A 26700-nucleotide genomic window follows, 5' to 3' on the forward strand; every position below is an offset into this window, starting at 1 on the left:
TTGACTTCCCGTTCTTGACGGATGTCCCGTAACTTTGGCCTTTAACTGTGAGTGGGGTAATCTGGAGATCACTCCAATACCCACTCCGCCAACTTCCCTGTCACTTGTGTCATCAACACATTCTCGACATCCCGCGCGCCGGCCGCGCTGCATTTGGCGAGCACCGCTTTCACAATTCCCGAATCAAACTCGAACTGTTTGCCGGTCGCCGCCTTGTAGCGGCCACGCAGTTTTTCCAGCTTCGCCAGCACAATCCCTTCCAGCGTCTGCTCATCCAGCGGCCGATACGCAACCACCGTCATGCGCGCCAGAAACGCCGGGCGGAAGGCTTGCAGGAGGACTTTGTGCAGCGCTTCGTTGAAGGCTTCGCTACCGATTTGCGACATCGGGGTGTCGAGTAGCAATTCGGCACCGACATTGCTGGTGGCGAGCATCACGGTGTTCTTGAAATCGACCACCAACCCGGTGCCGTCTTCCATCAAGCCCTTGTCGAACACGTTGTAAAACGCTTCCAGCACATCCGGATGCGCCTTCTCTATTTCGTCCAGCAACACCACCGAATACGGTTTGCGTCGAACAGCTTCCGTCAGCACGCCACCGCTGCCGTAACCGACGTAACCCGGAGGGGCGCCCTTGAGCTGGCTGACGGTGTGGGCTTCCTGATATTCGGAAAGGTTGATGCTGATCAGGTTGCGTTCGCCGCCGTACAGCGCGTCGGCCAGCGCATACGCGGTTTCGGTTTTGCCAACACCGGTGGGCCCGACCAGCAGGAACACACCGACCGGTTTTTGTGGATCGGTGAGCCCTGCGCGATAAGCCTGCAAACGCTGGGCGATGGTGTTCAGCGCGGTGCTCTGGCCCATGACGCGCTGGCCCATGCGGGTGCCGAGGGTTCGCACGGCATGGGCTTCGTCGGCGAGCATCTTGCCGACGGGGATGCCGGTCCAGCCGGCGATCACGGCAGCGACGGTTTTGCTGTCGACCTGTTCCGGAACCAGCGGGTCGTCCTGGCGAATCGCATCCAGTCCCGCCTCCAGGCGCAGCAGTTCGGCGGCCAGATGATCGATGCGGCTGTCAGTGGCTTCGTCGGGTTTGTCGCTGTCGGCGCTTTCGCTCAACGCCAGCAACTCGCGGCGGGTCTCGAGCAGTTCGCGCACGGCGACGCGCTCTTCGCTCCAGCGAGTTTCCAGTTCGCGGATGGCCTGGACGTTGGTCTTCGATTCACTTTCCAGCAGGGTGATGCGTTCACGATGATCCAGCCCGGTGGCCTGCTCCCGGCGCAGGCGTTCGACTTCATCCTTGAGGCTGTTTTGCCGGTGGCGCAGGCTCTCCAGCGGTGGCGGCACGTCGTGCTGGCCGAGGGCGACCCGGGCGCATGCGGTGTCGAGCACGCTGATGGCCTTGTCCGGTAGCTGGCGGCCGGAGATGTAACGGTGCGAGAGTTTCACCGCTTCGTGGATCGCCGCATCCAGCACTTGTACGCCGTGATGCTGTTCGAGTTTGGCGGCCACGCCGCGAAGCATTTCCACCGCGGTGATTTCATCCGGCTCCTCGACCTGCACCAGCTGGAAGCGGCGGGCGAGGGCCGGATCCTTCTCGAAATATTTCTTGTATTCCATCCAGGTGGTGGCGGCGAGGGTGCGCAATTCACCTCGGGCCAGCGCCGGTTTGAGCAAGTTGGCCGCATCGCTGCCGCCCTCGGCTCCGCCTGCGCCGATCAAGGTATGAGCCTCGTCGATGAACAGGATGATCGGCTTGTCGGCGCTGCGTACTGCATCGATCACGCCTTTGAGCCGTTGTTCGAATTCGCCTTTGACCCCGGCACCGGCCTGCAACAGGCCCAGGTCGAGCACCCGCAGGCTGACTTCCTGCAGCGACGGCGGCACGTCACCGGCGGCGATGCGCAGCGCCAGGCCCTCGACCACGGCGGTTTTGCCCACGCCCGGCGCGCCCACCAGAATCGGGTTGTTCTGCCGGCGCCTCAGAAGAATGTCGATGCACTGACGAATCTCGCCATCGCGACCAACGATGGGATCGATACGTCCGGCGTGGGCGTCGGCGGTCAGGTCCTGGGTGTATTGGTCCAGCACCGAGTCCTGCCGTGGCGCCGGATTTCCAGAAGACACAGAGCGCGGGCCTGCATGCTCGCGGGAGTTCTCCGTCCACTCCAGCAGATTCGCGCGCAGGGCTTCTTTCGGAATCCGCAGCAATGACGACGCACTGTTGAGCAGCAGGCTTCGGCGCTCGTCACGATCAATCAACGCGAGAAGCAAAAGCCCGGAGCGAATGCTGTCGATCCCCAGCACACTGGCCTGCACCACGGCATCTTCCAGCAATCCCAACGTGTGCGAGGACAGCGCCGGGGTGCGCGTGCTGCCAGCCTTGAACAGGTCCAGTGCCTTGTTGATTTCAGCTGTCAGTGCATCCCGTTCCAGCCCGAAACGCGGCAGCAGGAAAGCAAAATCGCCGCCGTCGATGTCGAGCAATTCCAGCAACAGATGCTCGATCTCGACAAAGTGATGCCCGCGCTGCAAACAGCGCTGGGCGGCACGTTCGAGGGCGCGTCGGTTGTCCGGGTTGAGGCGTCCGATCAGGCTGGCCAGTTCCATTTCAGGTGATCTCCAGCTGACGAAGACGGGTTTCGATCCGTTGCACAGCAAGGCTGGCCTGACGCTGCAAACCACCGTTCCAGCTCAACAACGCCGGGGCCTGGCGACCAAGCTTCAGCGGCCCGGCACCGCGTACCAGCATCACCAGTTTCACGTCCAGATCCGGGCCGAAATACAACGCCGCCAGGCTCGCCAGTGCCGGGTGCGATTCGCCGTCCGGCAGAAAGCTCCCGGCCTGCGCCGAGGACAATGGCCCGAGCGTCAGACGAATCCCGGCATGTTCATCCCATACCCGCGTGCCGGCCACGGCGGTGCGACCCAGTTGCAGATTGCGCCCGCCAGCCTTCATGACGCTGCGGCTGGCGGCCGGAATTTCACGCCATGCACCTTCATAGGCGCTCAGCTCCACCGGTATGGAAAATTGCTCGCGGACAATCGCTGCGAACCCCGCCAACGACCGACGGCCATCGGCGTACAACGCGGTGCAGGCCAGAGCGGCGCAGTCGGGAATCGCTTGGCGCTCCTGCAGGGACTTGGGCAACAACCCGGTCAGGGCCCGCAATTGCGCCTGCACCGGCGAGGCGCCGGGCGTGGTGAAGCCAAGGGCGATCCGGTGTTTTCGCATCACCTTGTACAGCAGGCTGAGCAGCCGATGCTGGAACAGGTCGAGGAACTCGGCGGGCGCGTGATCCTTGGCCCGGGCCCGTTGTTGCAGCCATTCCTGATAGGCGTAGGGCAGTGGGCCGTCGGGGCCGCCGAGGCCGAACATCGGCGAGTTGAGCGTCAGCGGTTCACCGGGTTTTTCTTCCAGGCTTTCGATCTGGCTGGCGGCGAACACGGGCGTCAACGGCCCGCGCAATTTCAGCGCTTCGGCCTGCGGCGATGTGCCTGAACCGAGGGAGTCGGCCTGCGGCTGTTCGCGCTCCAGCAACAGCAACGCTTGCAACCATTCGAACGCCTGCGGATCGCGGCGCAGTCGCTGGCCCAGGGTCAGAGCGACAGGGGCATGCCGGCTTGGGGTTGCCATGCCTTGACCTCCTTGTCAGCCTGCATGAGCACCGTGCGCACAAAGCGATTGGCCGTGGCGTACACCGAAAAGAACTGCGCGAGCACCGCCGAGAACAGCACCGCGCTGCTGCCGACGAAATGCTGCGGATCGAGCTGCAACTGCACTTCAAGTCCGTTGCGCCAGCCACGCCAGGCATCGGCGCCAACGTGGCCGATTACCCGTTCGCAGGCAAGGCTCAGCAAGCCATCGATCTGGCGCAGGGCGCTGGACTCATCGCGCAGGTTATGCAGATGCAGAAACTCTTTCAGCGCATCCAGCGCCTGCGGTCCTTCGACCAGCGACAAATGATTGAGGGTCAGTTGCGACACCAGCCGCCAGCGCGAATCGCCGTCCAGTCGCGGCAGACTCTGCGGGCTCGGCGGATTGCGCAGGCGTGCCCACGCCACCGGCCCAGGCCGCTCGAATCCCAGCGGTGTACCGGCCGGCAGGCTCTGGGCCAGGTGCCGGTTGGTGCACAGCAGTTCGGCCGTGAGGCTGTAGTCGGGCAGGTCGGTTTGCGGTTCAAAACGGGTGTCGACGACGCTGACCAGAAGATCACTGCCGAGCCGGTTCGGCGACTGGCCACTGACTCGCCGCGCATGCCAGTACCGCTGTTGATCGCCGCCGCTGTGCTGGCTGCCGTAATAGGCGGGCAGGCGTTGCACGCCGGCGCTGGAGCTGGAGCGCATCGCGCGGATGCTGTGGATCTCGACACTGTTTTCCCGGTGGCTGTCGGCGACCAGTCGGTATTCGCTGCGGGTGCCGTCGGGGCGCAGCGGCTCGGAGGTGCGCGGGAACAGATTGATCACCGGTGCACAGCCGAGGGCGATGTCGCTGGCCTGCAAGTGCAATCGACCCGCCGGCGCACGGTCGAAAACGATGTACAGGTAAAGCGTCTGGCTGTCGCTGGATACGCCGGAGAGCGGCAGGTCGAAGAAGTGGAATTTCTCCGGGAAGGCAAAGTACTCCGCCAGCAGGCGCATGCCCGGGTGCACGCCGTCCTCGTCCGGCAGCAGCACTTCGTCGTCGGCGAACCCGACGATCTGTGGCAGTCCCTTCACCTTCGCCGGAATGCTCCCCGGCGAGCCTGCGAGCACCTGCACGGCATGGGCGCCGAGCAGGTCATAGAGGCCGGCGTTGATCACCGGTGAGGCGGCCAGATGAATGCGTAAGCTGTCGATCTCCAGCTCGGACCATTGGCTTTCGCCCAGGCATCGCAGGCTCAGGCGCAAGGCCGAACGGGACTGCGCCACACTGGTCAACGCCTGGGCTTCGTCGCTGCCGAGCAACAGCGCTTCGGTCACTTCGATGGGCCACAGCCGCACGGCGGCACTGGTGCGAAAGTGAATGCTTTCGCCCTTGCTGGTGGTGACGAACAGTGGCGTGTCACGGGGCAGGGGATAGCCGCCGTCGAGTTTGCCTTTGCTCGGGTCCGGCTCGAACTGCACGATGGCGCAGGACGGCAGCGGGCGCACGGCCAAGGGATAGAGCTGCTCCAGCAGAGCATCGCTGAACTCGGCGTAGTCGTCATCCAGACGCCGTTGCAGACGCGCCGCGAGCAGGGCGAAGCCTTCGAGCAATCGCTCGACGTGCGGGTCGGGGCACTCACCGGGAGACAGCTCCAATCGCCGCGCGACTTTCGGGTAGCGTTCGGCAAACTGGCTGCCAGCGTGGCGCAGCCAGGTCAGTTCACGCTGGTAATAGTCGAGCAGTTGCGGGTCAATCGAGTCGCTCATGGCGCACCTCCAGCCCTTCGTTGCCGGGCTCGATGACAAAGGCCACCGGCCAGTGCAGCGAGCCGCTGCGCAATTCGCCGAGCAGGCGGATGCTCAATCGCTGGGGCTGTTCGGGGAGGGGATTGACCTGAACCTCGCCCAGCAGCAGGCGCGGTTCGAAGTGGGTGATGGCCTCGCGAATGTCCCGCGCCAGGCGACGGCGGTCATCGCTGCGCTGTTGTTGCAGGGCGCTCCAGTCGGCGATGCCGTAGTCGATCACGCTCGGGGGTGTCGTCAGTGCGCGCGGGCCACGGCGGGTGTTGAACAGGCGCCCGAGCTCGGCATGCACCGAGTCGAGCAAATCCTGCCGATTGAACAACGGCGGCTCGTCGGCCTCGCTCCAGGCGAGGCGTTCGAACAGCGGTGCACGTATGCCGGTGCCTGCCATGGCGAGGGCGTCCGGTTACTTGCTGGCCTTGTTGGCCGCCAGATCCCAGACCGTGCCGGCGGTGCCTTCCTTGGTGCCGTCGTCTTTTTGCGCGGTGAGTTCCCATTTGATCTTGGTGAAGTTCAGGGACAGGGTTTCCACCGGTTTGCCCCCGGTGCCGCCGCTGACGCTGACGTTGGAGATCACCACGTTGGTCAGGGTGTAGATGATGAACGGCATGATCTGCCCGCTGCCTTCAGCGGCATTGCGACCGATGGTGATCTTGGCTTCCGGGATCGGCTTGCCGGCACAGCAATATTCGTTGAGCGAAGGGGTCGAGCTGTCGATGAATTTGGTCAGGGTAAATTCACCGATGTGAGGTCGGCCGGAGGTACGCTCCGAGTTGCTGACGTCGTTGGTCACCTGCATCGCCACGTTGTGGCTGTAGGACATGACTTCGATCTTGTCCTTGTAGCCCTCGAGCAGGCTGTCGCCTTTGATGTCGCCGCCGAGGTCGAGAATGATTGCATCCATCGCTTGAAACTCCTGAAGGTTGTCGCGCTAGACAAACGGGGGAGCGCCCGCAGGGAAATCCTGCGGGCGCAGGCAGGTCAGGCTGCTACCGGAGGCGGCAGGGTCGCGACCAGGCGGATCGACGCGGTCAGCTCTTCCAGCTGGAAGTGCGGCCGCAGGAATACCGTCGCGCGATAGGCACCGGGTTTGCCGGCGACTTCGGTGACGTCCACCCGCGCTTCACGCAGCGGGTACTGCGCCTTGATTTCCTGCGGCGCGTTGTCGTTGATCAGCACGTAGTCGGCGATCCAGTTGTTGAGGTAGGTCTGCACGTTGTCGCGGGTCATGAAGCTGCCGACCTTGTCGCGCATGATCACCTTCAGGTAATGGGCGAATCGCGAAGCCGCGAGTACGTACGGCAGCATCGCCGAGATACGTGCGTTGGCGTTGGCCTCGTTGGTGTTGTAGACCTTGGACTTGTTGGTGGTCTGGCCGCCGAAGAACACCGCGATGTCGCTGTTCTTCTTGTGGCACAGGGCGATGAAACCGAGGTCGTTGAGCTCTTTTTCCCGGCGGTCTGTGATCGCCACTTCGGTCGGGCATTTCAGCGACAGGTCGCCGGAGCTGGTACGGAAAGTGTGCGCCGGCAGACCTTCGACCGCGCCGCCGCCTTCAGCGCCACGGATCGCCGCGCACCAGCCGTACTTGGCGAAGGCTTCAGTGATGCGTTGCGACAGCGCCCATGCGGCATTGCCCCACAGGTATTTGCTGTGATCGGTGCCGTTGGTGTCTTCGACGTAATTGATGCCTTCCACCGGCGAGGTGTCCGGGCCGTAAGGCAGGCGCAGCAGGAAGTGTGGCAGCACCAGCGAGACGTAGCGCGAGTCTTCGCTCTCACGGAACGAGCGCCACTTGATCAGTTCCTGGCTCTCGAACACTTTCGACAGGTCACGGGGCACCGCTAGTTCGGTGAAGCTGTTCATGTCGAACAGGCGCGGGCTGGCTGCGGCAATGAATGGCGCGTGCGCAGCGGCGGCAACGTTCGAGAGTTTTTCCAGCAGGCCGATGTCCTGTGGGTGACGACCGAAGGTGTAGTCACCGACCAAAAGGCTGAACGGGTGGCCACCGAAGGTGCCGTATTCCTCTTCGTAGATCTTTTTGAACAACGCGCTCTGGTCGAACTCGACGGCTTTTTCCAGGTCGTTCTGCAGCTCTTTCTGCGTCACGTTGAGCAGGCGCAGTTTCAGCCGGGTGCTGGTTTCAGTGTTCTGCACCAGCATGTGCAGGCCGCGCCAGGACGCTTCGAGTTTTTGCAGGTCCGGGTGATGCAGCACCTCGTTGAGCTGGGCGCTGATCAGTTCATCGATCTTGCTGATGCGGTCGTTGATCATCGCCACGGTGTCCTTGTCGATGGCCATGCCTTCGTCGAGTACCTGGGTGGCGAATTCCGCGAGCATGTCGCGGGCGTAGTCCTGCTGGCTGTCGTCATGGGCCATGCGGCCCTCGGCGATGATCCGGTCAAGCAGGGATAAAGTTTCGGCGGCAGCATTTTCGCTGGCTTGATTCTGGGCGGCGGCGGGCATGGCGAATTCTTCCTCGGTCAGGTGGACGATCAGGCTTGCGGTTCGGCCGGGGCCTCGGCATCAGCGGCCGGGACAGCGGTGTCCGGGCGAGCCGATTTGATCTCTTGCAAGCCTTCGGTGTTGGCGATGACATCGCGCAGCAGCTTGTCGAGATCGTCGTTGCCGTCGAGTTTGGTCAGCAGGTCACGCAGGCGCTGACGGGCTTCGAACAGGCGACGCAGCGGAGTGACTTGCTCCACCACCTTGACCGGGTCGAAATCGTCGATGTGTTTGAAGTTGAGTTCGATGTTCAGCTTGCTGTCGTCGCCGCTGAGAGTGTTGTTGACTTGCAGCGTGGCGCGAGGGGCGATGGAGGCGAGGACGTCGTTGAAGTTGTCGCGGTCGATTTCGGTGAAACGGCGTTCGGTCAGTTTTGCCAGTGGTTCGAGCGGCTTGCCCGAGAGATCGGCAAGAATCCCGACCACCAGCGGCAATTCCTTTTTCTCGATGGCGTTGCCGATTTCGACGTCATAGGTGATTTGCACTCGGGGCGGGCGAACCCGGTCGAGCTTGTGCTGGGTACTTTCTGCCATGTCGGCGGACTCCGATGCGATGAGCGGGCGCAATGCATCGGGGAGGCCCGTTCATCGCTTTCCCTTGCTGGACCACAGGTTAGAAAGGGAGGCAGATGACCTGTCGTTCCTTTGACAAACCTTCCACATTCGGCTGTAGGAACCGAACTACCCAAGACGCTAGAACAGGTCTATAAAAATGCAAGCGAAAAACGTTTTTGGACTGTCTCGCGAAAAGGAAAATTCATTTTGTCTTCACGACTTTTTCTAACAATCGGCTTTGCGCTGCTCGCGGGCTGTTCATTCTTCGGGCCGAAAGTCGACCTCGACAGCCTGACCCTCGACGTCGCGCCCAAGGCCAATGACGACACCCCGATCGCCGTGGATTTCATCGCGGTCAACGACCCAGACCTGCTCAAGCAACTGTCGGGCATCAGCGCCCAGCAGTGGTTCGCCGGGCGCGAGCAGTACCAGCGCGACTATCGTCAGCTGATGAGCGTGTGGGGACTGGAGCTGGTGCCGGGGCAATTCATCGACCGCCAACCCTTCCCGCTGGGGGGCAAGCGGGCGGCTGGACTTTTAGTCTTCGCCAGCTATAACACACCCGGAGCGCACCGCTTGCGGCTGGACGATCAGAGCGATGCGTGGCTCAAGTTCGACAGCCGCGAGATGACCCTGGTCAGCAAGGAAAACTGAAAAAAACCGTCCGCCGCCGGTTCGCGGTGCAGTCGAAGGGAGTCGTATGAGTCTGCTACCTGACGCGGTCTGCTGGCATGAAGGCATGCAATTGCTGCCACAGCATTTTCAGTTGCAGGGCCTGCGGGCCGAAGCGCTCGGCGCGCATCTGGCCCAGGCGTGCAACCCGTGGTTCTTCGGGGTCAGTCACATGGAGTTCGACCCTTCGGCGATGAGTGCCGGGGTGGTGCGGGTGATGTCCTTGCAGGGGACGATGCCCGATGGTTTGCCGGTCAATCTGCAGGCGGGTGTCGGGCCGTTGGTGGAGCTGGATGTCGGCCCGTCGATCAACGAAACCGACGATGCAACGGTCACCGTGTACCTGGCGATCAGCCCTTTGTGGCGCGCCGGTCAATTGCTGCCGCTCAAGGGCCGTTTACAGTCGGTGGTCGGCGAGGCCCTGCCGGATCTCACCAGCGGCGAATTCCCTGAATCGATTACCGTGTGGCGACCCAATCCGCGTCTGTGCACGCAACTCAACAAGGCGGATTCGATCTGCCTGCCGTTGCTGAAAATTCGCAGGGAGGGTGGCGGCTTCCTGCCGTTGCCGTATACACCGCCGACGCCGGTCCTGTTGCCGGAATCGCCGCTGGGTCGGCGGATTGCCGGGCTCTGTGCGCGGGCCCGGGAGAAATGCCTGTTTCTCGGCGGGCGTCTGCGTCAGGCACAACAGTCCGGCAATCAGGACGATGCGCTGGAGATTCGCCGCCAACTGACCGCGTTATGGACGCGACTGCCGGAAGTCGAAGGCTCGCTGAACAGTCGCATCGCCCATCCGCAGGCGTTGTATGTGCAGTTGCTGGGGCTGGCCGGCGCGTGGTCGGCGCTGGATCCGCTGGCGGGCGTGCCGTCGTTTGCGCCGCTGGATTTTTTCGAATTGCAGCGTGGGTACGAACCGCTGCTCGATTGGCTGGAAACCACGCTTGAGCTCATCCGCGCAGGTTATCGCAGCATCGCATTCGAACGCAGCGAACACAGTTTCTCCATTCAGTTGCCGGACGAGCAGCCGAGCCAGCGGCTGGTCATCGGCCTGCGCATGCCCAACGGCGCCAGTGAGCAGGCGGCCGGCGAGTGGCTGCGCGGCGCGATCATCGCCTCGGCGCCGCACATCGCCTTGCTCAGCCGCCAGCGCATGAGCGGTCTGACGCACCAGGCCATGAGTCGCAGCGAGCAAGTGGCCTACAGCGTCGGCGACGACACCCGACTGTTTGTGGTGACAGCCGAAGGCAACTGGTTCGACGCGCAATTGCCGCTGGTGATCGCCGCGCCGGCCACCCGGTTGACCAGCAGTCCGTGGCAAGTGGTGCTGTTTGTCGCCCAGAACAGTGAAAGTGCCTGATCACACAAGGAACGCCGTATGTCGCAAGGAAGTGCCGCAAGCCTTGGGTTGCAGGACGCACCGTTGAGCAGCGCGTTCCGTCAGACGTGGCAGCAATGGCAACTGGACTGGACGCAGTTGCCCAAGGATATCGAGGACGATGCGGCGCTGGTCGAAACCGTGGTCGAGCTGTCCACCCAGGCTTCACAACGGCTGTGGCGCACGGCGTTTTCGCGGGTCGGCGACTCGGCGACCGAACAGGTCAAGGCGCTGGTGTATGCCTTCGTTGCGCTGGTCGATGAAACGCTGCTGTTCAGCCCATGGCCGGGCCAGGGCGCCTGGCAGGAAAAACCCCTGGAATCGCGCCTCTACTCCAGTCGGCAGGCGGGTGAGCAGTTGCCGGCGGCGATCCAGACTCTTCTCGATGAGCAGCAACCCACTACACGCGACCTCGCCAACGTTTATCTGCAATGCCTGATTCTCGGTTTCCACGGACGTCTGCGCGGCGAGCATAGCCAGGCGCAACTGGAGAAGTGGCGGCTGGCGCTGTTCACCTTTGCCTGGCAGGACGAGGCCAGTTACGACGATGTCAGCCAGCGCCTGGTACAACCTTCGCTGGCCGCACCGCTGCAACTGCCGGTGCGCACGGCGTTGCCGGACGGCTTTCGTCTGGCGCTGGGGATTCTGGCGATGGTGCTGTTGCTGACCGGGGTCGGCCAGTTCTTGTGGAGTGACATTCGTTCCGAACTGGAGCCGGTGCTGCAAACCACCGACTCGATGGCGGCGCGGGAGCAAGACTCATGAGTACCTTGACGATCGTCGCGTGGGTGGTCGCGGTGCTGTTGCTGCTGGTGATCGTCGGGGTGGCGGTGTGGTGGCTGCGCACTCGAAGCGGTGCGGCGATCCGCAGTTTCTATCTTGCGGTGCGGCACATGGAGCAAGAACAGGGCACTCACGATCGCTATCAATTGCCATGGCTGCTGATGCTCGGCGATGAGGTCCAGGGCACGCAACTGGTGACCGAATGGCGCCTGCAACCCACCGACAAGCCGGCCTGGTTCGGCCGTTGGTGGTCTGACCCTGAAGGGGCGGTGCTGGTGGTGCCCCAAGGCCTGTTTCTGCCGGAAGACGGCATGCATTTGCAACGGGGCGGCTGGTGGCGATTGCTTGGACTGATCCTGCGCCTGCGCAGCAAGCGTCCGCTCGACGGGGTGATCTGGACCGTGCCGGTCAGTCGCCTGGGCAATCTGGAGCAGGCAACGCAGTTGGGTCTTGCGGCGCGCCGGCGCTTCATCGACCTGTTGCAACGTTTTGGTTTGAGCGTGCCGGTATACGTGATCGTCACCGGTCTTGAGGAATTGCCGGGGTTTCAGGACCTGATCAGTTCGCTGCCGGATGAGGCACGCGAACGCACCCTGGGCTGGTCATCGCCGTTTGCGCGAGATGCGGTGTGGCAGGGTCAATGGAGCGATCAGGCACTGGATCGCCTGCACCGCGCCGTCGCCGAAGCGGTAATTGAACTCGGTACGTTGTCCGGGCAGTTGACCGCGGACCTGTACGCCTTGCCAGAGCGTCTCGAAACGCTGCGACGGGGTCTGCAGAATGTGCTGGAACCGGTGTTCCAGGGCAACGCTCAGGGTGAGGCTCCGTGTTTTCGCGGCGTGTACTTCAGCGCCAACCAACCGGCCGACGACGCACTGGACGGCTTCAGCGCCGATGACAGTGGCCTGCAGCGCAGCGTGTTCATGCGTCAGCTGTGGCGCCAGCGTCTGGTGGGCGAGCGTGGTCTGGCACAGGGGGTGCCGCGTCTGTTGCGCTTGCGTCAGCGCTGGCAACGGCTGACGGCCGGCGTAGCGCTGGTGGTCGGGGTCGTCTGGGCACTGGCGATGTTCTGGGTGTGGAACCAGTCGGTCAAGGATGCCCATGAGCTGGCGCGGCTGATGCAGGGCGCGCAGAAGAGTTACGTCACGGTCACCGATGACGCCCACCGCGTCGAGCCGACCCGGCGCAATGTGCAGAGCTTCTGGCGGGTGCTGGAAAAGGCACCGCACTGGCACTACGTGTCGCTGGCGTTTCCGTCATCGTGGGTTTCTTCTGTCGATGTGAAGATCGAACGGGCGGTGTTCCAGGCCGCCCAGCGTCATATGATCCAGCCGCTGCATGAATTGCTGGTGGCGGAGCTGGCGAAGCTCAAGGCGATCCGCGCGACGGATCGGCGCAACAGCGTCGAAAGCGAAGACCCGGCCCAGTGGCAGAACTACCAGAAAGCCACGGACCTGGTGGACCGGGCGCTGCGCCTGGAGCAGCAGAACCAGTTGTTCGCCGAGGTGCAGAACAATCAGCGGGCACCGCTGGACGATCTGGTGCAACTGAGCAACAACGCGCTGTCGCTCAACCTCAATGCGGCGACGGTGCCCCACGCCGCTTACTACAATCGGCTGTTGGCGGCAGGGGACAATGGAGATTTGCAGGCGCTGGATCTGAGCGTCGAGCGACCGCTGATCGTCAACAACTTCAACGGGCTGATGGAGCGCTGGCTCGATCAGTATTTCCTGGCCGACAATTTTGTCAGCAAGGCCGGCTACCTCAAGCTGCACCTGGAACAGCTTGAGGCCGGGAGTGGCAACAGCCTCAGCGAGCTGGAAGACCTGCGCGCGCTGATCGATGACCTGCAAGCGGCGATCGCCCTGACCAATTCGACCTGGAGTCGCGGCAAGGGCCAGGAACTGGTGCCGGGCTACCGCGAATTTCTCGACAAGGTGCGCAAGAGCACGTTGCTCGGGCCGGCGGTTGAGCAACAACTCGATGCGCAGGCGGGCAAGCTGCAGCAGAGTTTCCGTGATCAGTGGATCGCCCAGGTCGGTTCGCGCGGCAACTTGCTGGTGCAGCAGGGCAGCGGGCAACTGGCATTGCAGGATCAGGTGGTGAAGCTCAATAACGCGGTGCAGGCGTTGTTCAAGCGCGACTTCGTGTCCATCGCGATGCGCGCCACCGAAGACAACGTCAACCTGCAAGGCCAGACCGTCGATGGCGACGACCTCAATACTTCACTCAACTACTTCACCAGCTACAAGAGCTACGTCGCCGAAGAACTGCCGCGCATCCCGCCGGTTTATCGCGAGGCATTGCTGCAAGCGGCAGAAGGTGCGGCGGCGCAGGCCATGTGGCTGAGCCTGAAAGATCACAACGACCAGACGCATCCCTACGCTGTGTTCAATGTGCAGGCCGAGCAGGCGATGGCTTTGCAGAAGGCGTTTGTCGAGGTCCATCGCAGCGATCTGGCGGCGCGTCTGCAAGGCGCGCTGAATCGCCGTGCCATGGCGCAGATCGTCAACGGTCTGGATGAAATCACCGCGCAACCGCTGTTCGGTGGCCGGACTGAAATCAGTCAGTGGGACGGCTCGAAAAACCTCGGTCTGCAACTGTACGGCGCCAGCGATGTGCAGGATCTGAAGCTGAGCCTCAAGCAACAATTCAACACCATGCTCGGCATCACCGAGCGGCGCACATCGGCATTGCAGTGGCTGATGACCCAGCAGGGCAATCTGTCGGCGCTGGATTACGAACGGGTGACCCAGTTCAGCGCGCTCAACGACGAACTGCTCAAGTACAAGGACTCGAACCCGGCCAGTTCGCCGGCGCAGATCGAGCAACTGGTCAGCCGTGATTTCATCGAGATGGACACCGGCTCCTGCGTGCAGGTGTTGCAGACCGCCAATCTCGCAGGCGGGCGCGGCACGCTGGCGATGCGTGCGGTGGAGTTGCAACAGTCGGCCATGCAGCGTTGCCAGTACCTGCAACAACAGCAGGCAGCAGCGGCGTGGAATGAACTGGCCAACTATTTCAATCAGTACCTGGCCGATCGCTTTCCGTTTGCCAACGGTTTGCAGGCGCAGGATGCGGACCCGGCGCGGGTGCAGCATTTTCTGGAAATCATCGACAAGCGTCTGCCGGTGGCCCAGGCCGGACTGGTGCTGAGCCAGACTCCGGAACGTCTGGCGGCGGAGGATTTTCTCAACCGTTTGAAGCAGGCGAGCCTGTGGCTGACCCCGCTGTTCGTGCGTGACAAGAGCGGCATCCTCGGTGTCGAGATGGACGTTCGCTGGCGCACTGATCGTGATGATGAGCGCGGTGCCGATCAGGTGATCGCCGGGGGCTTGCTGGCGGGCAGTCAGCAAATCAACTATCCCGCCGCCGAGCAGCCGAACCTGCGCTGGATGGTTGGCCAGCCGATCCGCCTGACCCTGCGTTGGGCGCGCAACGGCCGCGAGCGCCCGGTCAACGATCCGCTGCAACCGAACCTGGTGGTGCGGGACCTGGAGGCCGGTTGGGAGTATGGCGGGCCATGGTCGTTGCTGCGGCTGATGCGCGCGCACTTCTCGGTGCAGCGCCAGCCGAGCATGGATTACACGGATTTTCCCCTGACGTTGCGCCTGCCGGTCACTGCGCTGAACGACAGCGTGACCACGGAGTTCACCCGGATGTTTGTGCGCCTGTCGTTGATGAGTCAGGGCTCGAAACTGCCGTTGGCGATTCCGCCGTTGCCGACCCGGGCGCCGCGTTCGCCGTTCCAGGTGACCGGCACCACCGCCGCCATTGAATCCCGCGAGGAGGGCCTGTGAGCCTGCCATCTGCAACCTTGCCCGACCTGATCGATCAGTTGCTCGCACCGATCAGCCCTGATGCGCCTTGTGGTGTGGATCTGCGTTACGAACGCGAGTTCGATCAATTGCGCGACCTGCGCCGTGAAGACGATGCGAGCCTGCCGACCGGGGTCTGGCAATCGACGTTGAAACAGGCGAACTGGCCCGCAGTGGAAACACTCACCACCACGCTGCTTATCGAGCGCAGCAAGGACCTGATGCTCAGTGCCTGGCTCGGCGAGGCCTGGCTGCATCTTCAAGGGCTGGACGGATTGCCCGGCAGCCTGGCGCTGATCGCCGGATTGTGTGAGCGCTATCCCGAACAACTGCATCCGCAGGCCGAGGAGGGCGATCAGTCATGGCGGGTGATTCCGCTGGAGTGGCTGGTGCGTCGGTACAGTGAAGTGCTGCTGACCCGGGTGCCGCTGTTCGGCTCGCACAACAGCGATTTCGAGGCCTGCAACCTGGAAACCTGGCGCCGTTTGCAGGTGCAGCAGGTACAGGTCAACGACAGCAAGAATGCAAAGATTTCAGCGGAGGCCGCACGCAATGAACAGAAGAAGCTCAGCGAACAGGTGCGCGCCACGCCGCTGGCGTTCTGGCTGCGCCAACAGGGCAATCTGCTGCTGAGCCAACAACACCTGCAACGTCTGAACGCCTGGAGCGATACGTACCTCGGTGATCAGGGGCCGGGTCTGCAGCCCTTGCAGGAGATCATTCAAGCGCTGCTGAAACTGGTTCAGGAGTTCATCGCCATGCACCCACAAAAGCCGGCGCCGGTCGCACCCGTCGAAGCCCCCGTGTTGGAGGCGCAACCGGTCGAGGAAGCCGCCGTGGCGGCGCAGGTCTTTCGTGAGCCGGCGAGCCGTGAAGAGGCCTATCGGCAATTGCTGCTGATTGCCGAATACCTGGCCCGCACCGAGCCCCACAGCCCCGTGCCGTACCTGATCCGGCGCGGGGTGGAGTGGGGCAACAAGCCGTTGAGTGAACTGCTCGGCGAGCTGATCTCGGCCGACGCCGAATCGCGACGGCTGTGGACGTTGCTCGGCGTACTTTAGTGCACGCGCTGGTTGTTCTGTTTCGGCGGCAATGTCAGCGGCGTCAGCACCGGTTCTCCGGAAAAGAACGCCACCAGGTTTTTCCCCACCAGTTCCACGGTGCCTTGGGTGGCTTCCGGTGACAGCCCGGCGACGTGGGGGGTGAGGATCACGTTGCTCAGGGTTTTCAGTGCGTCCGGAACCCGTGGTTCGTGGTCGAACACGTCCAGTGCGGCGCCGGCAATTCGCCGTTGCTCAAGTGCCGTGATCAGGTCCGCCGTGGCGATCACGCTGGCGCGGGCGATATTGACGATAAAGCCTTTGGGCCCCAGAGCGTCCAGCACGGGGCGGGTCACCAGATGCTGGCTGCCGATGCCGCCGGGCGTCGCCACCACCAGAAAATCCGAGGCCCGCGCCAGCTCGGTCGGGGTCGAGCAGAAGGTGTAGGGCACGTCGTTGCGCACCTGGCGGTTGTGGTAGCTGATCTCCATGTCGAAACCCAGATTCGCGCGTTTGGCGATGGCCATGCCCACCGCGCCGAGGCCGAGAATCCCCAGCCGCTTGCCCGCCAGGGACGGGCGCATGATCTTCGGCCATTCGCCACGGCGCACCGCGGCATCGCAGCGTGGAATGTCGCGTACCAGCGCCAGCAGCAACGCCATGGCATGGTCGGCCACCGACGAGGCGTTGACGCCGGCGCCGTTGGTGACGGTCAGGCCCCGGTTGCTGGCGGCTTGCAGGTCCACTTGTTCGTAGCCGGCGCCGATCACGCAGATGATTTTCAGCGCAGGCAATGCGGCGATTTCTTCGGCGTACAAACCCAGCGGGCCACGGGTGAGCACCGCGTCGATGCGTGCGCCGTGAGTGGCAATGGCCTGGGCGCGTTCGGCGGGAGTCGGGGCAAGAATCAGGTGAAAGCCCTGTCGTTCAAGAATGGGCAAATAGTCATTGATGGTTTCAACCAGTACCAGAACGGTGGCGGGCATTGCTCGGCTCCTGTGATCGTCGGCGGGTCGGTCGCGAAAGTCGTGTCAGAGTGCTGATTGCAGAGCGGTTTGGCAATGGCCGACATTGCCCCGCACCAGCCAGTGTAGGAGCTGATGCGGGGAGTGCGCGGGCGCTTCGTCAGAAGGCGATGTCGGCGGTGTTGATCAACCGCACGAACGCCGCGCCGAGGGTTGCGTTGTGATGCTCGATGATCGCCCGGGCCGGCAGTGCGGGGGTGTCCATGCAAGTGTGGGCATCGGCTACCAGCCATGGCTTGAAGCCCAGCTCGGCAGCGGCACGGCAGGTGCTGTCGATGCAGAACTGAGTTTTCATGCCGACGATGTACAGGTCTTCGATTTTCGCGGCGTTGAGTTGCCGGGCCAGGTCGGTGCCGTGGAAGGCGTTGGGGCGGGATTTGTCGAAGAGGGTGGCGTTTGCGCCATCCAGCTCAAGCGCAGGCAGTAACTGCCAGAACGCACTGCCGGCGGCAATCGGCGAGCCGGCCGGGCCGGTGTGGCGAACAGCAAAAACCGGCACCTGGCGGTGGCGCGCCTGAGCGATCAAGTGCTGGATGTTGGCGAGCATGCGTTCGCCGTCGTGGGGTTTTTCCTGACCCTGGAACAGGCCGACCTGCATATCGATGATCAACAGTGCTGCGGACATGGTGTTTCTCCTTGGGTACCAAACGTGCCGCACGGACGGGAGAAACAGCAAGGCCCCGTCCATTGCTGGCGGGGCCTCGGGTTTGCTGCGCTGGTTTTACCTCAGGCGCAAACACCACGACCCGCCGGTGGCGGTCGTGGTGGTACGGGTGAGGTGCAGCGCGCAAAGGTTCATGGGGCCGATCATGCTGGCGGCGTCAGCGGACTGTCAACAGATGCATCAACTGGCGTACTGGGCGATGCCGTTGCCGAATGACCAGTTTTCTTTTTTCACTTCGACCAGATTGATGAACACATCTTCCAGACGGATCGACAGGTGCGTGTTCAGGTTCCGGGCGATGGTCTGGTACAGCGCCTTTTTCTGCTCCAGCGTCCGGCCCTCATTGAGGGTGATCTGGATGATCACCAACTGGTCGCTGCGCTGGATCCCCAAGTATTGAGTATCGAAGACGAAATGCTCGCCGTCGTGCTCGGCCAGGATCTGGAAGTTGTCGTGCTCCGGCACATTGATCGTGCTGCGCATGGCGGCGTAGATCTGCTCGCCGACGCGTTTGGCGAAGATCGGGTCGGGGCGTTTCTTGAGTTCGACGCGGACGAGGGGCATGGGAGGGCTCCATGGGGAAGGGGACGGGAAGGGGCTGTCAGTCGGTTCGCCATTGGGTATAGCTGAAAATGCCAATCTGTGAGGTTGTTTAAAAACGTTTGGAAACGGATGCCCGCGTCCTGCTGAATTTACGGATGTTGCCTACGAGTGCTGCCGGATTTATCCGCTATACGGCGAGATGTGAAGCACGAAACCATAGAGAGCAGGACAGGACGCGCTCTTCAGGATGGGACGTAGGCCTGGACGGAAATTGCCATCAGCCAAGGAAGGCCAATGCTTCAGAACAACCGTGAAAACCTGGAACTCGACAGGCTGCATAACGAAACGCGAAAACTTGTGGCTGAACGGCAAAAGCTTCTGGCTGAAGAAAAGAAGCTGAAATGGGAGACGTATTTTTATCCAGTCGCGGTAGTGGCCGGCGTGTTAACGGCAAGCGCGGCATTGGCTGGCGTCTTTTTCAGGTTTTGAGCGTTCGTTTTCGCCATCTTCAGACACATGACCCAAAAGGAAATCAACATGAGCACCTATGACGCCAAAGCCAGAATGGAACAATTGGAACGGGAACACGATGAGTGGGCCGAAAAAATACGGATCAAAAACAGGAAAGAAATGCGCCCGATCTGGGGCTTGCTGGGTCTGGGCATCTTTTGCATGTCCCTTGGCTTCATGTTGGCCCGATCGATTTGATCGGGTTCTCCCCATGGCGCATTCGGCGCCAGAACGTGTCATAAAACGACATTTTACGTATCTGGTGCCGACAGCTATTTTCCCAAAAGCGACAACCTTCCAATCTGCTCCGTACAACCATTCCTCAGCTAAGTCTTTGCTTCCGCTCATTTATCGCGGAGAATCGCGCCCCTGTTTCGGCCGGAGCATGTCTGTCGGTTTTTTCCGACGCGTCCTGACCGAGTGGCAAGTGACCGGAATGCGGAGATCCGACCGGATGAATGATCAGGCCAATAGCGTCGAACAACGCTTTGAAACGGCAGCACCAGCGCAACTTTCGAGCTGGAATCGCCATGACACTACCTGGATGTTGGGACTGTTCGGGACGGCCATCGGCGCCGGTACCCTGTTTTTGCCGATCAACGCAGGTCTGGGTGGCTTCTGGCCGCTGGTGATCCTCGCGCTGCTGGCATTCCCGATGACTTTCTTCGCGCACCGCGGCCTGACCCGCTTTGTGCTCTCCGGTCGCGAAGGCGCCGACATCACCGAGGTGGTGGAGCAGCATTTCGGCATCAAGGCCGGTGCGCTGATCACCTTGCTGTACTTCTTCGCAATCTTCCCGATCCTGCTGATCTACAGCGTTGGCCTGACCAACACCGTCGCCAGCTTCCTCGAACACCAACTGCACATCACGCCGCCACCGCGCGCGCTGCTGTCGTTCGTGCTGATCCTCGGCCTGCTGGCTGTTGTTCGTTGCGGCGAGCAGGTGATCGTCAAGGCCATGAGCCTGATGGTGTATCCGTTCATCGTCGCGCTGCTGTTCCTCGCCGTGTACCTGATTCCGCACTGGAACGGCGGCATCCTGAGCACCGCTTCGCAGGTGCCGGCGCCGTCGGCGCTGCTGCACACGCTGTGGCTGGCGATTCCGGTGATGGTGTTTTCGTTCAACCACTCGCCGATCATTTCGGCGTTCGCGGTGGACCAGAAGCGTCGTTACGGCGTACACGCCGACGAACGCAGCTCGCAGATCCTGTCCCGCGCCCACCTGCTGATGGTGGTGATGGTGCTGTTCTTCGTCTTCAGTTGCGTGCTGACCCTGTCGCCGGAGCAACTGGCTGAAGCCAAGGCGCAGAACCTGTCGATCCTGTCGTACCTGGCCAACCACTTCAGCAACCCGACCATCGCGTTCGCCGCGCCGCTGATTGCATTCGTGGCCATCTCCAAGTCGTTCCTCGGCCACTACATCGGTGCCAGCGAAGGCCTGAAAGGCTTGATCGTGAAAAGCGGCAAGCGCCCGGGCGCCAAGGCGCTGGATCGCATCGTTGCAGCGTTCATGCTGGTGGTGTGCTGGATCGTGGCGACCCTGAACCCGAGCATTCTCGGCATGATCGAAACCATCGGTGGCCCGGTCATCGCGGCGATCCTGTTCCTGATGCCGATGTACGCGATCCGCAAGGTACCGGCCATGGCGCGCTATCGCGGTCAGGCGTCGAACGTGTTTGTCACCGCCGTAGGCCTGGTGGCAATTTCGGCGTTGATCTACTCGCTGACCGCCTGATTCCAGGCCAGCAGCTCCAGACGGGGGCGAGCGATTCGCCCCCGCTTTTGCAAGACCCCTCAGTGCCTGATCCAGGGCACACATCCCAAGGCATAAACGGCTACGCTTGAAAGGCACTTTTCCCCGGAGATGCCTCATGCCCCGTGCACGACCCCAATTGATCAGCGCCAAACTGGAAAAACTCCATCCCACCCAGCTCACGGTCGGCCTCGCCGAAGTCGCCGACAAGCGTCAGGAATGGAAAAAACTCAAACGCAAGGAGCGGGCGGCAGCGCTGGACAATCACTGGTTCCCCAGTGTGCTCGGGCCTGAAGGTGTCTATTACATCGTCGATCACCATCACTTTGGTCTTGCGCTGATCGAGGAAGAGGTCAAGAAGGCCTCCTTGCTGGTGCTCAAGGATCTTTCGTTTGTCGACACGGTAACCTTCTGGAACGTGATGAACTTCAACCAGTGGGCGCACCCCTACGACGGGCGCGGTGTCCGGCGCACCTTTGAAGCCATTCCCAAATCCATTGCCGATCTGCAGGACGACCCTTATCGCAGCCTCGCCGGACGCTTGCGCCGGGCCGGTGGCTACGCCAAGGACGCCACGCCCTACAGCGAGTTTCTCTGGGCGGATTTCTTTCGCAGCCGCATTGCCAGTGATCAGATCAACGACCTCAGTCCCAAATTGCAGACCAAAGCCATGAATCTGGCCCGCAGTCAGGAAGCTCGGTATCTGCCAGGGTGGGTGGGTCCGATTGTCAACTGAACCTCTGAGTGCCGCTTCCCGACCCGAAGTGCAAAGTCGTAGCCAGGACCTGTTGGCCGGGTTGTCGATTGCCGGTCTGTTACTGCCCGAGGCCGTGGCGTATTCCAGCATTGCCGCGTTGCCACCGCAGGCCGGGGTAATCGCGTTATTCGCCGGGCTGCTGTGTTACGCGTTGATGGGCACCAGCCGCTTTGCCGTGGTCTCGGCCACGTCGTCATCGGCGGCGGTGCTGGCGGCTGCGACGGCTTCGCTGGCCAGTGGCGATCCGGCATTGCGCCTGAGCCTGGCGGTCGGCCTGGTGATGATGACCGGGGTGCTGTTTCTGCTGGCGGGGTTGTTCAAGCTCGGCAGCGTGACATCCTTCATCGCCAAACCGGTGTTGCGTGGCTTCGCATTGGGACTGGCGGTGACGATCATCCTCAAGCAGGTGGCGAGCGTCGTCGATGTCCACCTGACTGAAAGCAACCTGGTTCGCTTTCTGCCGCAGTTGATCGAGCAGTGGCCGAAATGGAATCTGGCAGGCGCTGGAGTAGCGCTGGTGGCGTTGCTGGTACTGATGGTCTGCGCCCGTTTTCGCCGGGTGCCGGGTGGCTTGATTGTTGTCGCATTGGGCATTGCCGCCAGCCAATGGCTGAACCTGCCGGCCTACGGCGTGAAGCTGATCGGAGTCATCGACCTGGCGCTGGAGATGCCACAGCTGCCGAACATGCCGTTTGCCGACTGGCTGCGACTCGGCGAGCTGGCGTTTGCCATGGTGATGATTCTGTATGCCGAGTCCTATGGCTCGATCAGCTCGTTTGCCCTGAAACACGGCGACCGGGTGTCCTCGAACCGCGACCTGCTGGCCCTTGGCGCGTCCAATCTGTTGTCGGGCCTGTTTCACGGCATGCCCGCCGGGGCCGGGTATTCGGCGACTTCGGCCAATGAAGCGGCGGGGGCGACATCGCGGTTGGCGGGAGTTGTCGCGGCGGCGGTGGTGTTGCTGATCGTGTTGACCGTGCTGCCGTACATCGCCCTGACTCCGGAACCGGTGCTGGCCGCGATCGTGATTCACGCGCTGGGACGTGCGTTGAGTCTGCAACCGCTGGGCCGCTACTTCATCTGGCGCCGTGACCGCTTGCTGGTGATCTGCGCGGTGGCGGCGGTGCTGGTGCTGGGCGTGCTCGACGGTTTGCTGCTGGCAGTGGCGATCAGCGTGGTGCTGATGCTCAAACAGATGTCCTCGGCGGATATTCAGGTGCTGGGACAAATGGGCGGCGGTCACGATTACGTCGACGTGCAGCGCCATCCGGATGCCCGGGAAATCCCCGGCGTGCTGATCGTGCGTCCGAGCGAGGCACTGTTTTTCGCTAACGTGGAACGGATTCTCGGTGGCGCGCTGCGGCTGGCTCGGCATGCGCCGGCAGCGGTGCACACGATCATCCTGAGTCTGGAAGAGTCGCCGGATCTGGACGGCACCAGCATCGAAGCGCTGGAGGCGTTCTTCCTGCAGGTGCGGGCCGAGGACAAACTGTTGATTCTGGCGCGCCTCAAGCATGAGGCGCAGACCGTGCTGGCGCAATTGCCGGCGCTGGAACGCGAGCAGGTGCTGTTGAGCGGCTTGAGTGTGGACGAGGCGGTACAGCAGGCACTCAAGCTGAATGCATGAGTTTTCACAGGCATAAAAAAACGCCGCTCATCTCGCGATGGGCGGCGTTTTTCATTGCGTTGCAGCGTCAGGCTTGAACGACAGGGATCTTGGCGTTCGCAGCAGCTTCACGGAACTCGGCAATCTGGTCGAAGGACAGGTAGCGGTAAACATCGGCCGCCATGCTGTCGATCTTGCCAGCGTATTCCATGTACTCCTCGACGGTCGGCAGGCGACCCAGGATCGAAGCAACGGACGCCAGCTCGGCCGAAGCCAGGTAGACGTTCGCGCCGTCGCCCAGACGGTTCGGGAAGTTACGGGTCGACGTCGACACCACGGTGCTGTTCGGCTCGACGCGTGCCTGGTTACCCATGCACAGCGAGCAGCCTGGCATTTCCATGCGGGCGCCGGCCTTGCCGTAGATGCCGTAGTAGCCTTCTTCGGTCAGTTGGTGAGCGTCCATTTTGGTCGGCGGCGACAGCCACAGACGGGTTGGCAGCTGACCCTTGACCTGATCCAGCAGTTTACCGGCAGCGCGGAAGTGACCGATGTTGGTCATGCACGAACCGATGAACACTTCGTCGATCTTCTCGCCAGCAACGCTGGACAGCAGACGGGCGTCGTCCGGGTCGTTCGGCGCGCACAGTACAGGCTCGCTGATGTCGGCCAGATCGATTTCGATGACTTCGGCGTACTCGGCGTCGGCATCGGCTTCCATCAGCTCAGGGTTGGCGATCCAGGCTTCCATCGCTTGAGCACGACGTTCCAGGGTACGCGCATCGCCGTAGCCTTCGCCGATCATCCAGCGCAGCAGGGTGATGTTGGACTGCAGGTACTCGGTGATCGACTCTTTCGACAGCTTGATGGTGCAACCGGCAGCCGAACGTTCGGCCGAGGCGTCGGACAGTTCGAACGCCTGTTCCAGGGTCAGACCTTCCAGGCCTTCGATTTCCAGGATGCGGCCGGAGAAGGCGTTTTTCTTGCCTTTCTTCTCGACGGTCAGCAGACCGTTCTGGATGGCGAAGTAAGGAATGGCATGAACCAGGTCACGCAGGGTGATGCCAGGTTTCATCTTGCCTTTGAAGCGCACCAGGATCGATTCCGGCATGTCCAGCGGCATGACGCCGGTGGCAGCGGCGAACGCGACCAGACCGGAACCGGCCGGGAACGAAATACCCATCGGGAAACGGGTGTGCGAGTCACCACCGGTACCCACGGTGTCCGGCAGCAGCATGCGGTTCAGCCACGAGTGGATGATGCCGTCGCCCGGACGCAGGGAAACGCCGCCGCGGGTCATGATGAAGTCAGGCAGGGTGTGGTGGGTGGTCACGTCGATCGGCTTTGGATAAGCCGCGGTGTGGCAGAAGGACTGCATCACCAGATCAGCGGAGAAGCCCAGGCACGCCAGGTCTTTCAGTTCGTCACGGGTCATTGGACCGGTGGTGTCCTGAGAACCTACGGTGGTCATCTTCGGTTCGCAGTAGGTGCCAGGACGGATGCCTTTGCCTTCTGCCAGACCGCAGGCCTTGCCGACCATTTTCTGCGCCAGGGTGTAACCCTTGGTGCTTTCGGCCGGTGCTTCAGGTTTCTTGAACAGGTCGAACGCAGGCAGACCCAGTTCGGCGCGAGCCTTCTCGGTCAGGCCACGGCCGATGATCAGCGGGATACGGCCGCCGGCGCGGACTTCGTCCAGCAGAACCGGGGTCTTCATTTCGAAGGTGGTGATGACTTCGTCGGTACCGTGCTTGCAGACTTTGCCGGCGTGCGGGTACAGGTCGATCACGTCGCCCATGTTCATGTTCGATACGTCGAACTCGATAGGCAGTGCGCCGGCATCTTCCATGGTGTTGTAGAAGATCGGAGCGATCTTGCTGCCGAAGCAGAAGCCGCCGCCGCGCTTGTTCGGCACGTAAGGGATGTCGTCGCCGAAGAACCACAGGACCGAGTTGGTCGCGGATTTACGCGAGGAACCGGTACCGACCACGTCACCGACGTAGGCGATCGGGAAGCCTTCGCCGCGCATGGTTTCGATCTGCTTCATCGGGCCGGTCTTGCCTTGCTCGTCCGGAACGATGCCGTCACGGGCCATTTTCAGCATGGCCAGGGCGTGCAGCGGGATGTCAGGACGCGACCAGGCGTCTGGAGCAGGGGACAGGTCGTCGGTGTTGGTTTCGCCGGTGACCTTGAAGACGCGCAGGCTGATCTTGTCGGCCAGCACAGGGCGCTTCTTGAACCACTCGCCGTCAGCCCAGGATTGCAGCACGGCCTTGGCGTGAACGTTGCCGTTCTTGGCTTTTTCAGCCACGTCGTGGAAGGCATCGAACATCAGCAGGGTGTGCTTGAGTTCTTCGGCGGCCACTGGCGCCAGTTCGGCGTTGTCCAGCAGTTCGACCAGAGTCACGATGTTGTAGCCGCCCTGCATGGTGCCGAGCAGTTCTACAGCGCGTTTCTTGTCCAGCAGAGGGGAGGAGACTTCGCCCTTGGCCAGTGCGGAAAGGAAACCGGCCTTGACGTAGGCGGCTTCGTCCACTCCTGGTGGTACGCGATTGGTGATCAGGTCAACGAGGAAAGCTTCTTCGCCAGCCGGAGGATTCTTCAGCAGCTCGACCAGGCCTGCAGTTTGTTCGGCGTTAAGCGGCTGGGGAACGATACCCAGTGCTGCACGCTCTTCGATATGTTTGCGGTAGGCTTCAAGCACAGTTATTACCCTCATCAGTGGTCCCAAATGGGTGTCCGGGACGCTCATCCCGAAATTGCCGTACTCATGCTCCTCACGACGTTGTGGGTCGTTCGGCCAGAATTACCGGCAATTCCTTACAGAAGCTGCTTTCAAAGTTTTACGCCTGCAGAACGGGGAGCTGATGAGGGTTGGCGTTGGGCTTTTCCCCGCTGGAAAAACCCTTCGCCAACACCGCTCTGAAGGAACGACTGTGCTCGTGACGCTTTGAAAACAGCTTCTAACGGACATTGGCGCCTAAAAAGGCTGGCTGATTCTACGGCAAAAAAAATTTAAAGGTAAGTCGGGCTCTATTGGACTTTGGTGGCGTTGTGCGCCGGCAGGCCAAACCCCGATCCAGCGCTTGTCCCTGACGTTTGAGGGGTGATGAATGCCGGACAAAGGGCTAACATGCCGACCTGTTCCGCGTTTCAAGTGTTCTGCCCATTTATGCCCAATCAGACCATCAAGACCCCCTGCGTCGGCCTCTGCTCCACTGTTTACGGTGATCTGGTGTGCCGTGGCTGCAAGCGTTTCCACCACGAAGTGATCCACTGGAACGGTTACAACGAGGAGGAAAAGCGCGCGGTGTGGCTGCGTCTTGAGCAATTGCTGTCACAAGTGATGGCGAGCAAGGTCGAGGTCTTCGATCCGGCGCGCCTGCGCCAGCAGCTGGAACAGCGCAAAATCCGCTTCGTACCGCATCAGTCGGAATATTGCTGGGCGTACCAGCTGATCGCCCGGGGCGCGCGGGTGATCATTAATCTGGAAGCCTACGGAATGGTGCTGCTGCCGGAGTTTCGTGACTGGAACCTGCCGGAACTGCGCGATGCCATTGATCGGGAATTTTTCCTGCTGTCGGAAGCGCACTACCAGCGCTATATCGCACCGGGTTTCCTGAAGGATGCCCTCGGCGACTGAAGGTCAAAAGCTTCGCGAGCAAGCCC

Annotated in this window: 22 protein-coding genes; 11 read left to right on the forward strand and 11 right to left on the reverse strand. The window is 62.0% G+C overall.

Features of this window, described 5'->3' with window-relative positions:
* Nucleotides 1-68 precede the first annotated feature (68 nt).
* The 7 genes from tssH to tssB all read right to left on the reverse strand — a co-directional run bounded on the left by tssH (nucleotide 69) and on the right by tssB (nucleotide 8467).
* Entirely contained in the window at nucleotides 69-2609 is a 2541-nt protein-coding gene (gene tssH / locus OQ248_RS22545) for a type VI secretion system ATPase TssH (RefSeq protein ID WP_265814062.1), read from the reverse strand.
* 1 nt (nucleotide 2610) lies between these two features.
* Nucleotides 2611-3636 carry a type VI secretion system baseplate subunit TssG gene (tssG, locus tag OQ248_RS22550; protein ID WP_265814063.1) on the reverse strand — a complete coding sequence of 342 codons (1026 nt, stop codon included), beginning with the start codon at nucleotides 3634-3636 and terminating at the stop codon, nucleotides 2611-2613.
* Nucleotides 3600-5393 carry a type VI secretion system baseplate subunit TssF gene (tssF, locus tag OQ248_RS22555; RefSeq protein WP_265814064.1) on the reverse strand — a complete coding sequence of 598 codons (1794 nt, stop codon included), beginning with the start codon at nucleotides 5391-5393 and terminating at the stop codon, nucleotides 3600-3602. Before tssF ends, tssG begins: the two co-directional genes overlap by 37 nt.
* Complete coding sequence (tssE, locus tag OQ248_RS22560; RefSeq protein WP_265814065.1) at nucleotides 5377-5820, reverse strand: type VI secretion system baseplate subunit TssE; 444 nt, start codon at nucleotides 5818-5820, stop codon at nucleotides 5377-5379. Before tssE ends, tssF begins: the two co-directional genes overlap by 17 nt.
* 15 nt (nucleotides 5821-5835) lie before the next feature.
* Nucleotides 5836-6333 (reverse strand): Hcp family type VI secretion system effector, encoded by a 498-nt coding sequence (locus OQ248_RS22565; protein ID WP_025111453.1) that lies wholly within the window; start codon nucleotides 6331-6333, stop codon nucleotides 5836-5838.
* Between the two features lie 77 nt (nucleotides 6334-6410).
* Entirely contained in the window at nucleotides 6411-7895 is a 1485-nt protein-coding gene (tssC, locus tag OQ248_RS22570; RefSeq protein WP_085711487.1) for a type VI secretion system contractile sheath large subunit, read from the reverse strand.
* Between the two features lie 29 nt (nucleotides 7896-7924).
* Entirely contained in the window at nucleotides 7925-8467 is a 543-nt protein-coding gene (gene tssB, locus OQ248_RS22575) for a type VI secretion system contractile sheath small subunit (RefSeq protein ID WP_007958861.1), read from the reverse strand.
* A gap of 228 nt (nucleotides 8468-8695) precedes the next feature.
* Here tssB and OQ248_RS22580 point away from each other — a divergent pair, with 228 nt between their 5' ends.
* Genes OQ248_RS22580 through tssA form a run of 5 tightly spaced genes read left to right on the forward strand, consistent with a single transcriptional unit; the run spans nucleotide 8696 to nucleotide 16200 of the window.
* Nucleotides 8696-9142 (forward strand): type VI secretion protein, encoded by a 447-nt coding sequence (locus OQ248_RS22580; protein WP_085732262.1) that lies wholly within the window; start codon nucleotides 8696-8698, stop codon nucleotides 9140-9142.
* Between the two features lie 46 nt (nucleotides 9143-9188).
* A complete protein-coding gene (gene tssK, locus OQ248_RS22585) occupies nucleotides 9189-10520 on the forward strand; it encodes a type VI secretion system baseplate subunit TssK (RefSeq protein WP_114883825.1) in 1332 nt (443 codons plus the stop codon).
* Between the two features lie 18 nt (nucleotides 10521-10538).
* Entirely contained in the window at nucleotides 10539-11303 is a 765-nt protein-coding gene (locus tag OQ248_RS22590) for a DotU/TssL family secretion system protein (RefSeq protein ID WP_265814066.1), read from the forward strand.
* The gene (locus tag OQ248_RS22595; RefSeq protein ID WP_265814067.1) at nucleotides 11300-15121 is read left to right on the forward strand and encodes a type VI secretion protein IcmF/TssM N-terminal domain-containing protein; all 3822 of its coding nucleotides are present in this window, start codon (nucleotides 11300-11302) and stop codon (nucleotides 15119-15121) included. The genes OQ248_RS22590 and OQ248_RS22595 overlap by 4 nt, the downstream gene beginning before the upstream one ends.
* Nucleotides 15118-16200: a type VI secretion system protein TssA gene (tssA, locus tag OQ248_RS22600; RefSeq protein WP_265814068.1), complete on the forward strand. Its 1083-nt coding sequence runs from the start codon at nucleotides 15118-15120 to the stop codon at nucleotides 16198-16200. The genes OQ248_RS22595 and tssA overlap by 4 nt, the downstream gene beginning before the upstream one ends.
* Here the strand turns inward: tssA and OQ248_RS22605 are convergent.
* The 3 genes from OQ248_RS22605 to OQ248_RS22615 all read right to left on the reverse strand — a co-directional run bounded on the left by OQ248_RS22605 (nucleotide 16197) and on the right by OQ248_RS22615 (nucleotide 18432).
* On the reverse strand, nucleotides 16197-17165 hold the full coding sequence (locus tag OQ248_RS22605) for a 2-hydroxyacid dehydrogenase (protein WP_119427306.1): 969 nt from the start codon (nucleotides 17163-17165) through the stop codon (nucleotides 16197-16199). The genes tssA and OQ248_RS22605 overlap by 4 nt on opposite strands.
* Nucleotides 17166-17304: 139 nt before the next feature.
* A complete protein-coding gene (locus OQ248_RS22610) occupies nucleotides 17305-17829 on the reverse strand; it encodes a cysteine hydrolase family protein (RefSeq protein WP_265814069.1) in 525 nt (174 codons plus the stop codon).
* A 219-nt stretch (nucleotides 17830-18048) separates the two neighbouring features.
* Complete coding sequence (locus tag OQ248_RS22615) at nucleotides 18049-18432, reverse strand: tautomerase family protein (RefSeq protein ID WP_265814070.1); 384 nt, start codon at nucleotides 18430-18432, stop codon at nucleotides 18049-18051.
* A gap of 273 nt (nucleotides 18433-18705) precedes the next feature.
* Here OQ248_RS22615 and OQ248_RS22620 point away from each other — a divergent pair, with 273 nt between their 5' ends.
* The 5 genes from OQ248_RS22620 (at nucleotide 18706) to OQ248_RS22640 (ending at nucleotide 23058) form a co-directional block, all read left to right on the forward strand.
* Entirely contained in the window at nucleotides 18706-18900 is a 195-nt protein-coding gene (locus OQ248_RS22620; RefSeq protein ID WP_085732020.1) for a hypothetical protein, read from the forward strand.
* 48 nt (nucleotides 18901-18948) lie between these two features.
* Entirely contained in the window at nucleotides 18949-19119 is a 171-nt protein-coding gene (locus OQ248_RS22625) for a hypothetical protein (RefSeq protein ID WP_167443778.1), read from the forward strand.
* A gap of 256 nt (nucleotides 19120-19375) precedes the next feature.
* Nucleotides 19376-20656, forward strand: a complete 1281-nt coding sequence (locus tag OQ248_RS22630) for an HAAAP family serine/threonine permease (RefSeq protein ID WP_265814071.1) — start codon at nucleotides 19376-19378, stop codon at nucleotides 20654-20656.
* A 136-nt stretch (nucleotides 20657-20792) separates the two neighbouring features.
* Nucleotides 20793-21410 carry a ParB-like protein gene (locus tag OQ248_RS22635; protein WP_114883813.1) on the forward strand — a complete coding sequence of 206 codons (618 nt, stop codon included), beginning with the start codon at nucleotides 20793-20795 and terminating at the stop codon, nucleotides 21408-21410.
* 28 nt (nucleotides 21411-21438) lie between these two features.
* A complete protein-coding gene (locus OQ248_RS22640) occupies nucleotides 21439-23058 on the forward strand; it encodes a SulP family inorganic anion transporter (RefSeq protein WP_265814072.1) in 1620 nt (539 codons plus the stop codon).
* A 67-nt stretch (nucleotides 23059-23125) separates the two neighbouring features.
* On the opposite strand, the gene acnB is transcribed toward OQ248_RS22640, so the two are convergent.
* The gene (gene acnB, locus OQ248_RS22645; protein WP_134826535.1) at nucleotides 23126-25735 is read right to left on the reverse strand and encodes a bifunctional aconitate hydratase 2/2-methylisocitrate dehydratase; all 2610 of its coding nucleotides are present in this window, start codon (nucleotides 25733-25735) and stop codon (nucleotides 23126-23128) included.
* A gap of 468 nt (nucleotides 25736-26203) precedes the next feature.
* Here acnB and OQ248_RS22650 point away from each other — a divergent pair, with 468 nt between their 5' ends.
* On the forward strand, nucleotides 26204-26674 hold the full coding sequence (locus OQ248_RS22650) for a DUF1289 domain-containing protein (RefSeq protein ID WP_065260613.1): 471 nt from the start codon (nucleotides 26204-26206) through the stop codon (nucleotides 26672-26674).
* Nucleotides 26675-26700 lie beyond the last annotated feature (26 nt).

The organism is Pseudomonas sp. COW5 (genome assembly GCF_026240005.1).
GTDB classification, from domain to species: Bacteria; Pseudomonadota; Gammaproteobacteria; order Pseudomonadales; family Pseudomonadaceae; genus Aquipseudomonas; species Aquipseudomonas kribbensis.